General features: G+C 32.2%; 10 protein-coding genes and 2 tRNA genes. 3 read left to right on the forward strand and 9 right to left on the reverse strand.

All coding sequences use genetic code 11. From position 1 onward, the window contains the following. The 5 genes from Q0829_RS14665 to Q0829_RS14685 form a co-directional block, all read right to left on the reverse strand. Positions 1–450, reverse strand: coding sequence for a sterol desaturase family protein (locus tag Q0829_RS14665; RefSeq protein WP_298544350.1), 450 nt, complete (start codon positions 448–450; stop codon positions 1–3). A gap of 27 nt (positions 451–477) precedes the next feature. Further along, positions 478–1,317 (reverse strand): phytoene/squalene synthase family protein, encoded by an 840-nt coding sequence (locus Q0829_RS14670; RefSeq protein ID WP_298544352.1) that lies wholly within the window; start codon positions 1,315–1,317, stop codon positions 478–480. 92 nt (positions 1,318–1,409) lie between these two features. After that, positions 1,410–2,906 carry an NAD(P)/FAD-dependent oxidoreductase gene (gene crtI / locus Q0829_RS14675; protein ID WP_298544353.1) on the reverse strand — a complete coding sequence of 499 codons (1,497 nt, stop codon included), beginning with the start codon at positions 2,904–2,906 and terminating at the stop codon, positions 1,410–1,412. 20 nt (positions 2,907–2,926) lie between these two features. Further along, positions 2,927–3,823: a MerR family transcriptional regulator gene (locus Q0829_RS14680; RefSeq protein WP_298544356.1), complete on the reverse strand. Its 897-nt coding sequence runs from the start codon at positions 3,821–3,823 to the stop codon at positions 2,927–2,929. A gap of 161 nt (positions 3,824–3,984) precedes the next feature. Continuing rightward, positions 3,985–4,542 (reverse strand): RNA polymerase sigma factor, encoded by a 558-nt coding sequence (locus Q0829_RS14685; RefSeq protein ID WP_298544358.1) that lies wholly within the window; start codon positions 4,540–4,542, stop codon positions 3,985–3,987. A gap of 88 nt (positions 4,543–4,630) precedes the next feature. Between Q0829_RS14685 and Q0829_RS14690 the strand changes: the two genes are divergently transcribed. Continuing rightward, the gene (locus Q0829_RS14690; RefSeq protein ID WP_298544360.1) at positions 4,631–5,800 is read left to right on the forward strand and encodes a FecR domain-containing protein; all 1,170 of its coding nucleotides are present in this window, start codon (positions 4,631–4,633) and stop codon (positions 5,798–5,800) included. A gap of 231 nt (positions 5,801–6,031) precedes the next feature. Beyond that, entirely contained in the window at positions 6,032–9,223 is a 3,192-nt protein-coding gene (locus tag Q0829_RS14695) for a TonB-dependent receptor (protein WP_298544362.1), read from the forward strand. Positions 9,224–9,300: 77 nt separating this feature from the next. On the opposite strand, the gene Q0829_RS14700 is transcribed toward Q0829_RS14695, so the two are convergent. Both Q0829_RS14700 and Q0829_RS14705 read right to left on the reverse strand, forming a co-directional pair. Next, entirely contained in the window at positions 9,301–10,527 is a 1,227-nt protein-coding gene (locus Q0829_RS14700) for a M23/M56 family metallopeptidase (protein WP_298544364.1), read from the reverse strand. A 103-nt stretch (positions 10,528–10,630) separates the two neighbouring features. Beyond that, positions 10,631–11,014, reverse strand: a complete 384-nt coding sequence (locus Q0829_RS14705) for a BlaI/MecI/CopY family transcriptional regulator (protein WP_298544367.1) — start codon at positions 11,012–11,014, stop codon at positions 10,631–10,633. Between the two features lie 283 nt (positions 11,015–11,297). Between Q0829_RS14705 and Q0829_RS14710 the strand changes: the two genes are divergently transcribed. Continuing rightward, complete coding sequence (locus Q0829_RS14710) at positions 11,298–12,206, forward strand: hypothetical protein (RefSeq protein ID WP_298544369.1); 909 nt, start codon at positions 11,298–11,300, stop codon at positions 12,204–12,206. Positions 12,207–12,565: 359 nt separating this feature from the next. Here Q0829_RS14710 and Q0829_RS14715 read toward each other — a convergent pair. Next, positions 12,566–12,649: transfer RNA gene (locus Q0829_RS14715), tRNA-Leu, on the reverse strand. 75 nt (positions 12,650–12,724) lie between these two features. After that, positions 12,725–12,797 (reverse strand) — tRNA-Lys (locus Q0829_RS14720). Between the last annotated feature and the right edge of the window lie 154 nt (positions 12,798–12,951).

Genomic DNA, 12,951 nt, shown 5'->3' on the forward strand with positions numbered 1-12,951 from the left:
TTAACTCCTAAAATACTTAAAAGGAACAAATAACATCCCAAAACATTTTCCTTTATTCTTGCCTTGATGTTTATGGTGTATTTTGTGAGCTCTTCGAACTCCTTTTGCATACCAATGATTCGCATTTCGGAATATTTTGAAGCGTTGATGTATGAATATGTCGTGTACAAAAAAATAAGCAATACCGTAGGCTAAAATTCCAAAACCTATGGGTTCTCCTACAAAGAAAGTGATGGGATCATGAAGCATAATAGAGCCTATACTTACTACTGCGTAAAACACAAAGAATAGATCATTACGTTCCCACCAACTACCGTGGTTCTTATGATGATGATCTTTATGTAATGACCATAAAAACCCATGCATAATATATTTATGAGTAAACCACGCCATAAATTCCATAAAACAGAAAGTAGCTATAAAGGTCAATATCCAAATAAGAACATTCATCTTAGATAAATTTCATTAATTGTATTGCTAGATTAGGTTTAACCTATAATCAAAATAAGACTTAGCCAGTAATCCAAATTTTTGATAATTAGGTACTCGGATTCTCGTATTTTTGATTTCTACAGAAGGAGTAGCTTTTAGTTTGTTAAGTAATTTTTTATAATAGATGTATGCAGTATATACTCCAAATTTTGCTTCGACAGGTAATTTCATAATGCCTTCAAAACCTTTGTCAAAATCTTCCTGAATCTCTTCTATAATTCTAAGTTTAGAATCCTCATCTAATTGTGTTAAATCAGTATCTGGAAAATAGGTGCGACTAAGGTCTTCAAAATCCGCTTTTAAATCACGTAAAAAATTCACTTTCTGAAAAGCAGAACCTAAATGTTTAGCACTTTCTTTCAATTCATCATACTTTTTAACATCTCCTTTTACAAATACTTTAAGGCACATAAGTCCAACCACGTCTGCAGAACCATAAATATATTCTTTATATTCTGTATTCGTTAAATAGTTCTTTTTATGAAGGTCTAATCGCATACTCTTCATAAAAGCCTCATATAATTCTGGCTGTATATTATACTGATGGACTGTTTGCTGAAATGAATTAAGAATAGGGTTTAAACTAATCTTATACTCAATTGCTTTATACATTTCAGCTTCAAAATCATTAAATAACGTTTCCTTATCATAATCATGAAAACTATCTACAATTTCATCGGCAAGTCTTACAAATCCATAGATGTTGTAGATGTCCTGACGGATAGAATCTGATAACATTTTAGATGCTAAAGAAAATGAGGTACTGTAAGAGTTAGTAACAAGCTTGCTACAACTATAAGAAACGGAGTCAAATAAAGCTTTCATCAGTTCGGTTTTAGTTTAGTTTTAATTTTTTGGACTTAATCCTTAAATTAATGTTAGGTCTATTACACAAACTAGTAGGATGTATTCTTACATCAAACAGTCTGCAATTTTGGTTTACTAGATAGATTAAATTTTGATTCTATTAGCCCCGCTACTAGTTTTCCAGAAATTAACGATGGCGGTACTCCTGGTCCAGGAACTGTAAGTTGACCAGTAAAAAACAAGTGCTCTACCTTTTTACTTTTCAACTTAGGTCTTAAAAATGCAGTCTGCAATAACGTGTTTGCCATTCCATAAGCATTTCCTTTATAGGAATTGTATTCTTTTATAAAGTCTTTTACACAAAAAGACTCCTTAAATATAATACTATTTTGAACATTTTGATCGGTTACATTCTCAAACCGAGTTATAATTTTATAAAAATATGTTTCTCTTAGTTCTGGTGTATCTTCAATACCAGGAGCTAAAGGGATTAAGAAAAAACCATTTTCTTTTCCTTCTGGAGCCGAATTCGGATCCGTAACAGAAGTAAAGTTAGCATAAAAAAGAGGTTCATCTGGCCATTTAGGCTCATCATAAATGTCTTTTGCGTGTACATCAAAATCGGTATCAAAAAATAAATTATGATGGTGTATGTTTTTTAATTTTTTGTCAAATCCAACATAAAACAGAAGAGAAGAAGGAGCAAACGTTTTACGTTCCCAATAGGATTCGGAATACTGTCGATACTCAGGATCTAATAATGTCTCACCATGATGATAATCCGCACCACACAATACAATATCTGCTTTGATTTCTGAATTGTTTACAATAACTCCCTTGGCAATGCTATTCTCTACAAAAATCTTTTCAACTGGAGCATTCGTAAAAAACTGAACACCTAATGATTCGGCTAATTTTTTCATTCCCAAAATAACCTGATACATTCCTCCCTTTGGATGCCATGTTCCTAATCCAAAATCTGCATAGTTCATAAAACTATAAAAAGCAGGAGTATCACTTGGCTTTGCTCCAAGAAATAATACAGGAAATTCAAGAATCTGAATCAGTTTTTTATTCTTAAATTCTTTTCTTACTTCTCTGGATATAGTGCTAAAAAATTGACCTATTTTTTTAATAGTTTCTTTGGTTACTAATTCCATAGGAGAAACACCAGGCCGATATACTAACTCTTTAATTGCTATATCGTAATTACTTTTAGCAGCAGATATAAATTTCTTTAATTTATCCGAGCTTCCCTTTTCTTCTTTTTCGAAAGCAGTATAAATTTTTTCTAGCGTATCTTCGATAGTGATACTTTCCTTGTTTTCAAAGAAAACTTTATATGCTGGATTTAATTTATCCAAAGTATAAAACTCAGAAGCAGAAGTATTAAAATCATTAAAAAACTTATCAAATACATCTGGCATCCAATACCAAGATGGACCAATGTCGAATGTAAATCCTTCTTTTTTTAATTGTCTCGCTCTACCGCCAACGGTATCATTTTTTTCGTATATAGTAACATCATACCCAAGCTTTGCCAGATAACAAGAGGCAGAAAGGGATGAAAAGCCAGAACCGATGATTACTACTTTTTTATGTAACATAAAGTTTATTTAAAAATCTGCTATAATTCTTTGATAAGATCAGCTATAGACGAAAAATAACGATGGTTAGGTCCACTACTACCAGAAATATGCATAGTTTGTTTACCGAGCATCCAGAATTCACTTTCTCGTTTGGAACAAACTATTTCATTAAATTTTTGAACATATTCACCTATTTTGTCTTTTTCTGGTCTTACAGTGAAATACGAAAGAAAAACCGTACTCTCGTGAAAAGATAACATATTAGGCAAACTATCCAAGGGTATGCTTGGTCCCAGATAAATTGCTTTGTACCCTTTCAGTAAAATTTCATAGTTTATATACAACAAACCTAATTCGTGTATTTCGTTTTCTGGCAAATATAAGATAAATGCTTTATCAGTTTTCGTAGATTTAGAATACTGAAGCTTTTCTATATTAATTAGTAGTTTTTGTTTAATAAGATTTGTAATGAAATGCTCATGAGAAGGGCTAATCGTATTTGTTTGCCATAACAATCCTATCTCCGTTAAAAGCGGAATAAAAACATCAGTAAAAATCTGTCTAAATGTTCTTTTTTCTGATAACTGCTCATATGTACCCAAAAATAATTGTAAATCGTAATTAAGCATGGATATCTTAAGTGAATTAATAGCTTGATTTTTAGTACTATTATCAGATACTATTCTCCTTACATATTCATCGATCTCTTCATTATTAAGCTTAGAAACTCTGGAAATTTTATAACCACTATTAACAAGATAAGTAACATTCAGTAACTTCTGTAGACTTTTTAAACTATAAGTCCGTATATTGGTTTCAGTACGATCGGGTGATAAAAGATTATACCTTTTTTCCCATATCCTGATAGTATGTGCTTTTACTCCACATAAATTTTCAAGATCTTTGATACTAAAATTTTGTTTAATGTTGTTCACTCTTTTTAAATAAAGGTTAAACAAATGTAAATAAAAAAGTAAATATTCAGAAGGTATTACTTGTTAAATTATTAACCGTAAATGTTAAAAAGATTTACAAAAGAAGTATTAAAACTTTAAAATAATGGTATTCTTTCTAATTAGCTTGTTGTTGTTTGTCATTAAAAGAAAAGCCCTGAAACATTTGTTTTTAAGAAGCGTAAAGCCTTAGTAATATGTACCTCCACTGTTTTTGTAGAAATACCAAGGATTTCAGCAATTTCTTTATGCCTTTTTTGTTCTAATCTACTTAGTTTAAATACTTCTCTACATTTTTTAGGGAGCTGCTCAATCGCATTTTCTATTTTTAGCCAATCAGCTTCTTGTTGGTTTTCTTCTTTTTCGGTATAAAGTTCCAAAAGTGTTTTCCACTTTAATTCATCTAATAAATCAATTTCCTTCTTTTGTTCACGTAAATGCATCAAGAACTCATTATGACAGGAACGAAAAAGATAATTTTTTAAGGATGTATTGATCTGTAAAGACGATTTTTTTTCCCAAAGCCGTAACATTACATTTTGTACCAGATCTTCTGACAAAGCTGCATTGTTAGAGATTTTATAGATATAGTTACATAACCATTGGTAATATTGATCAAATATGATTTTGTAACTTTTTTGATTTCCGGTTGTTAATCCTTCTATCAATAATTTTTCTATGTCAGAGTAGTTGTTTTTCATGATAACAATCACTTGCTAAATTATAAAAATTAAAATAAAGTAGGGGATTGATGAGATTTCTGCATCATGTATTTAGAAAAAGAAAAGAATGAACAATTATTTAACAATAATTAAAAAATATCTGGAAGGTGAGCTTTCTGATTCAGAAAAAGAAAAATTACGGCAATGGATTTTGAAAAATCCCGAAAATGAAATGCTATTCAAAAAAGAAATAAAGAATTGGCATTTAGAAAAAGAAGAGTTGCAGGCAGATTCTGAAAAGGCCTACAAAAGTTTTCTAAATACAATTGACCGTAATGAACCGAAAGTAATTTCATTAAAACCTTTGCTAAAGCTCATTTCCTATGCAGCGGTTTTAGCAGGAGTATTGTTTGGGGTGTATTATTATACTAAACCCGATATATCCGTCATTAGAACCAGCCCGAATATAGTAGAGATCGATACAGCACCAGAAGATAAGATCAAAATTTCTCAAGAAGACGGTACAATTGCCTATATAGATTTTGATGATAAAAAAGATGTGGTTGACGCTAGTGGAATCATAATTGGTAAAAAAAGCCAAGATCAATTAATAATTAAAGGTGTAGATAAAACCAAAACTGAATTTCTGGAAATCTCTATCCCCAAAGGAAAAATATTTCAGCTAAGCTTGTCTGATGGTACTAAAGTTTGGTTGAACGCAGCAAGTACCTTAAGATTTCCTCAGCATTTTGGATCTTCAGAATCTAATAGAATAGTGTATCTGGAAGGAGAGGCGTTTTTTGATGTGACGACGAATAAAAAACAATCTTTTATAGTAAAAACAGGAGATGTGGATGTACAGGTGTTAGGTACACAATTCAATGTATCTTCTTATGCAGAAGATGCTGCTGTAAAAACAACGTTGGTAGAAGGTCTGGTAGCAGTTAATAACTCAAATGATCCTACCGATATGTTGAAACTGTCTCCCACATATCAAGCCGTGTATACTAAAGATCAGAACCGCTTAAATAAGAAGAAAGTTAATACAACATTCTATACATCCTGGATGTATAGAAAAATGATGATACAAAATGAATCTTTTGCAGAAGTGCTCAAAAGATTAGAAAGAGCTTATGATGTGGAAATCATAAGTTCTAATAAAAAATTAAACAAGACACGTTTTACAGGGGAATTTGACATAGAAAATGTTCGGCAGATTTTAAACGTGTTTTCTGAAACTATAGATTTCACATATGAAATGAACCAAAATAAAATTTTAATACACTCGAATGACTAATGGTAAATTCGATCTGACCATTTTAGAAACGAATATAAAGAACAGATCATATAAAGGATAAGAAGATTACAATCAATCCGTAAAAGAAAAAAAGGAAGTGCTGCAACACTTCCCCTTACGGTCTGATTATTATTTAACTGAGTACTAACAACCAAACTTTTCAAAATTATGAAAAAAAAGGGTAACTGTACGCTATTTTCACACTTAGCGCACAAATCAATCGTTTTAAGAATGAGGCTTACACTAGTTTTATTTTGTTTTTCCATCCTACAGATGATGGCAACCTCCGGCTTTTCGCAGGGCAAAATTGAACTGAATCTAGAACAAGCAACAATTGCTCAAGCATTAGAAGAAATTAAAAGTCAAACTTCCTATAAGTTCTTCTACATTAATGATGAGGTCAACCTGACTCAAAAGACTTCGATTAAAGTTAAAAAAGAAACTATAGACAAAGTTTTGTCAATTCTTTTTGAGGATACGGATATTTCGTATTCAATTATCGGAAAGCAAGTTGTATTAAAAAAAACACCATTTACTAAAGGAAAACTAAAGGTTATTCGTGAGGTAAAAGGGAATGTCAAGGATTCTAATGGAAGTCCACTTCCTGGAGCAAATATTGTAGTAAAAGGTACTACTATTGGTGCTCAAACGGATTTTGAAGGAAATTTTACAATCAATATGCCAGATGATAATAATATATTGGTCATCTCTTATATTGGTTTTGAAACAAAAGAAATTGATGTAACCGGAAAAGATTTTATAACCGTAACCTTAAACGATGCATCTGCACAATTAGATGATGTGGTGATTGTAGGATCCAGAAATCCTAGCCGTACAGCCACAGAAACTACTGTACCTATAGATGTAATTGATATTACACAAATAGCTACACAAGGTCCACAGACTTCGGTAAATGAAATTCTTAATTATGTAGCCCCATCATTTACTTCACAGACGCAAACTGTTTCTGATGGAACAGATCATATAGATCCAGCTTCGCTACGTGGATTAGGACCTGATCAAGTATTGGTATTAATCAATGGGAAAAGAAGGCATAATACAGCCTTGGTTAACGTAAACGGAACTGTAGGTGCAGGTAGTGTTGGTACAGATTTAAATGCAATACCAACAGCGGCAATCCAACGTATAGAAGTTTTAAGAGATGGAGCTGCAGCACAATACGGTTCTGATGCAATTGCCGGAGTGATCAATATTGTGCTAAAAAAAGGAACAAATAAATTAGATGTTACATTAACTACAGGAGCTAATTTTAGCAAAAATTCTAATCAGTTTGATGGAGGAAGCGATGGTGAAAAAGTAGTGTTGGATGTTAACTATGGATTACCAATAGGAGAAAAAGGAGGCTTTATAAACTTTACAGGATCTTTATCAACTAGAGAGCCTGCGTTACGTAATAAAGATTACTCTGGAGATATCTTTAGAAGATATCATGGGGCAGAACGTGTCTTTGCTGCCAGTGGAGGAAATGTAGCAGAAATGACATTGGCAGATTACCAAACAGCAGCACAGGGGATTACGTATTTGGATCAGGCAACCAGAGATCAGATTGCAGCTTTAGATGTAACTGATCCTACCGATATAGATACTTTTAGAGGGTTATTAGCTTTTGATGATGTAGCAGATGCTGATGAGGATGAATTGGCTGCTCGTGGATTGACGCGTACAGATTTTAGATTTAAAGTAGGTACTGCTAAACTGAGAGAAGGTAAATTCTTTGCTAATATGTCGATTCCATTGGGAGAAGATGCAGAACTCTACAGTTTTGGAGGAATTAGCTATCGAGAAGGGCTTGCCTCTGGTTTTTATAGAAGACCTGCACAAGGAGATGGTAGAGCTAATACACCAGCATTTCCTAATGGTTTTTTACCAAATATCGGAACTGATATTGTAGATAAATCTATTGTTGTAGGAATCAAAGGAAAGGTAAAAGATTGGAATGTAGATTTCTCCAATACATATGGAATTAACATTTTTGATATTACTGTTGGTAACTCTAGTAACGGAACCTTAGGAGTTGCCACCCCTAGAAGTTTTGATGCTGGAGCTTTAAGTTTTATGCAGAATACAACCAATTTAGACATAGGTAGGTTTTATGAAGATATTTTTAGCGGATTGAATGTAGCGATGGGAGCCGAATATAAAGTAGAAAATTATACAATCACTGCTGGAGAAGAAGCTTCGTATTCAAGTTATGATGTTAATGGTAATATAGTCACAAGTACAACACCTGATATAGATTTGGTACGTAATAATTTTACAGGAGCGATACTCGGCGGAGGATCACAAGTATTTAGAGGATACGATCCTAATAACGAAACAGATGAATATAGAAATAGTATTGCCGGATATATTGATCTGGAAGCTGATTTTACGGAAAAATGGTTAGTAAGCCTTGCAGGGCGATACGAGAACTTTTCTGACTTTGGAGATACCTTTAATTATAAATTGGCTACCCGTTATAAAATCACAGAGAATTTCTCAGTTCGTGGAGCAAACAGCACAGGATTTAGAGCACCCTCTTTGCATCAGCAATTCTTTAGTAGAACTAGTACAGTCTTTGTAGATAATCAACCTTTTGAACAAGGAACTTTTACAAATAATAGTAGAGCAGCTGCATTGATTGGGATAGCTCAGTTAAAAGAAGAAACATCCAGTAGTTTTAGTTTAGGTATAACTGCTAAAGTCCAGAATTTTACTGTTACGGCAGATGCATATTTGATCAATATCGATGATAGAATTGTATACAGTGGAAGTTTTGGTAATGGAGGAGATCCTGAACTTACACAGATATTTGAAGATGCAGGAGCTACAAGTGCGCGATTCTTTGTAAATGCGATAGATACTAAATCGCAAGGAATCGATGTTGTGGTTGCGCATAAAATGAATTTAGGAGAGAATATGGTTCTTAAAAATGATCTGTCCGCTACTTTTGCTAAAACCGAAGTAGAAGAAATCCGAGTTCCGGAACGAATAGCTAATGCCGGAGAAAGTGGAAGTTTCTTTGATGGTCAGGAAGAGGCGTTTTTGACACTAGCCCAACCAAGAACTAAACTTAGTCTTACTAATGCCTTATCCTTTGGGAAATATAATATTTTATTAAGAAATGTATTCTTCGGAGAAGTAACAGATCCTGATGACTTTAATGGAGATCCAAGAGTAGAAGGAGCAGTAGTTAGTGAAGATGCAGTATATGGAGGAAAAGTAGTAACGGATCTTTCTTTCTCTTTAGAACTCTTAGAAAACCTTAACATCACCATAGGAGCCAATAATTTGTTAGATGTATACCCTGATGAGAATAGAGCAGGGGGAACTGCAGGTGATCAGTTTGTGTATTCCAGAAGAACCTCACAGTTTGGATATTCTGGTAGGTTTTTATTTGCAAGAGTTAATTTTAGCCTATAGTTGAGTTAGTTTTATATGTTAAAACGGGCAAAGATATTTTTTAGTTATCCTTGCCCGTTTTGTTGTTTTCTTTTTATCTATTCAAAAAAATCCATAGGATTTAATCTTTTTCCATTATGTTTTACTTCATAATGAAGATGAGGTCCTGTAGAAAGTCCCGTATTTCCACTATAACCTATAATCTGACCTTTTTGGACTTGTTGGCTTTTCTTACTATTGAAACTTTCCAGATGGGCATACCAGGTTTCGTATCCATCAGCATGAGAAATAACAATTAGATTTCCCCAATCACCTTGGTTTTTAGCAAGAGTGATAGTTCCATGTGCAGTAGCAATAATTGGAGTCCCTATTTTCGCTCTGATATCTATACCTCCGTGGAATACTTTCTTTTTTCGTATTGGATGATTAAAGTTCTTACCATAAACAGCTGTAATATCATTTTTTGACCCCTGTTGGATTGGGAAAATAGAAGGTGGAGTTTCTATTGCTATTTCCTCTGTTAATACTTGTTCTATAATATGATCCGTATTTGTATTAGATTTTGGTTTTATAAATGCCATAAAAAGCACTGCTAGTATCGGAATAAGTAAAATGTATCGGATGAGTTTTTGTTGATTAGAATTGGTTTTTGTGATCATGTCTATTCGTTTTTTGATTAATGAATGATTGAAATAACTATATAATTTTGCGTTCTGTTGTACCCCTAAGTTTTTGATTAAGAGTTCTAAATAATATGATTTTTTGACCTGATTATCGATTACAAATTTATCAGCCTGAAATTCGTGAATAGATTTAATCGATTTTCTAAATAAGTATGAAAATGGATTGAACCAAAATACAACCAAGTATACTTCTGTTACTATCAGATCCAATGTGTGTCCAAGTTTTATATGCACTTTTTCATGTTCCAGTATAGACGTGTCAATTTCATTTATTTTATCTTTTGGGATAAAAATCCAACGGAAACAAGAGAATACAGTAGGTGTGTCTGCAGAAATAAAACAAAATCCATCTTTAATGAAAGTTTTAGATCTTTTCTTTAATTTATATAATTGTATAATTGATAATAATAATCTTAGCAGACAGATAAATACTCCAATACTATAAACCAATGATAGTAAATTAACTAAACTCCAATTTTTTTCTAAATGTTGCGAAGGCTCCAAAAGAACATCTTGAGTTGGGTTCTCGACAAGTAAAATATCATCAAAATCTGGTATTATAACCGTAGGATTTGTAATAAGAATTTCTACCTGATTTAAGAAAGGAAGACATAGCGATATTGGCAATAAGAGCAATAGCAAGATTCTATTGATTTTATGAAAAGTTAAGTTTCGAAAGAATACATAATATGAGCAGTAAAAAACAGCTAAACAAATACTTGCTTGTATAAGGTATATAAAAAAATTATTCATCTTCTTTTTTTAGTTTATCTATTTTTTCTTCAATAAGCTCTTTCATTTTCTCTAACTCATTTACGTTTAGATCTTCATCATTTGTAAAAAACATGGCAAACTTGCTAATGGAACCACTGAAGAAATTTTTGACCACTCCTTTAAAATGATTTTTAAAATATACCTCTTTGGATATTAAAGGGTAATACTCTTTTATTCTTCCGTAGGTAGTAAAGCTTATAAAGTTTTTGGTAACCAAAGTTCTGATGACGGTTGATATTGTCGTATATGCGGGTCGAGGTTCTGGAAACTGTTCTACGATATCTTTTAGGAATGCTTTTTCCAGCTTCCAGAGATATTTCATAACCTGTTCTTCTGCCTTTGTTAAATCTTTCATATGACAAATATAACTATATTTTTAGTAATATAACTATAAATATAGTAATTATACTAATTTTATAGTTATAAAGATGGTTAGGTTTGTTTGAGACAGGTGTATTTTATTTGGGTATGGCGCTGAAAATATTCAAAAAAATATTTACCTAGAATAGGATTTTTATTGTTAAAAAGGTTAGATGAAAAGAAAATTTCTGAGGTCTTTTGAAAACTATCATGGATTTAGAATTAGTTAATTGTTAATTGGAAAATTCCCGTATATTTATTTTTAAATTGATATTTTTATGGGAGGATTTTACATATTTTTAAGAAAAGTAACCAGTTTTAAAGGTTTTTGGCCAATAGTTGTTGGGTCGATTATTCTAATTATCAATATCTTTTTACTAGAGAAACAAATGCGACCAGTTTATTCTATAGAGAAAAGTCCTTCTTTGATTTATGATTCTACATCATATTCTTCAAAAATAAAATTATATACGAATGATTCTGTAACCGTTGATAAGAATGTATACGTTGTTTCTATGCTAATCTGGAACAATGGGAAATTATCTATTACAAAAGAAAGAATACGTAAGGATTTCGAATTAAAAGTGATTGATGGAGATATTATTGATTATAAGATCGTTAAGGAAAATAATAAGGGTGTTTCTAACTTTAAGTTATTACCAACCAAAGAAGGGTTAAAACTAGATTGGGGATATTTTGATGGAGGAGATGGTGTAATTATTCAATTAATTTATACTGGAAATTCCTCTAGTGAAGCTGTTTTAAGCGGTTTTGTTGAAGGGGGTCAAGTCAAGAAATTAGATTATGTTGAAATCAATTACAAAGACCCTCGATTTTTCGTTGTGATTGGTTTGTTCTTAATTATTTCGGTTTTATTATATTTCCTTTTTAACTCTGTTAAAACGTCCAAGGCTTATTATCCTCAGGAAATTGAAAGGATCTCGTTAAGAATTGATAATTTGAGTCAGAGTATTGAAAATAAGGAGGATATAAATCTGGAAAATATCCAAAAGGAAATAAATTATTTTGAAGAGTATCGGGATAAATTAAATGATGATAGAGATAAAGCTTATAAATTAAACAAATTTGTATTATATTTTTGTAGGGGAGCTGTTTTTTTTCTTGTTCTTTTATTAATATCGGGTTTCGTATATACAACAATGATAATTCCTAACTCTCCATTTTAATTGTAAATTCATATAGTACTTATTTAGTGGTTTAATCCTTAGGAATTAAAATTGACCAATGAACTTTTGATTCTATCATTCTCTCTAAACATCTATCTTCCTTAGTAAATTCTTCTTTTTCAGATTAACCAGAATATTTGCGTAAACACAACAATTGGTCTTGATCCTCTATATCGGATCATTACTTCAGGCAATAAACACTAATCCCAGAGATGTGTCTAGGTTGCATAAAAAGTTGGACGAACTTGAGATGTTATTTAGTATGGATGTCGGAAGTGTTTTTGTCTATTGTCATCACCTCTACAGATAATGATGGAGATTAATATATCAAAATCTTCTTAAATTACATATGTTAAAAGTACCCGGAATGGGAGTCGAACCCACACGCCCTAATGGACACATGGCCCTCAACCATGCCTGTCTACCAATTCCAGCATCCGGGTGAATGAAGATGCTTCTTAACATTACAATATAGTGTAAAACTAAAAAAGTATCGTAGGAAATACGATACTTTTTAGTGACCAGTCTGGGGCTCGAACCCAGGACCCTCTCCTTAAAAGGGAGATGCTCTACCAACTGAGCTAACTGGTCATTGATACCATTAGGAATCAAATATTTTTTAAAGAACTTTTAAAGCGAACAATCATTAAAAATTAATCATTATTCATTTTTTAGTGACCAGTCTGGGGCTCGAACCCAGGACCCTCTCCTTAAAAGGGAGATGCTCTACCAACTGAGCTAACTG

The organism is uncultured Aquimarina sp. (assembly GCF_947492405.1).
Classification (GTDB): Bacteria; Bacteroidota; Bacteroidia; order Flavobacteriales; family Flavobacteriaceae; genus Aquimarina.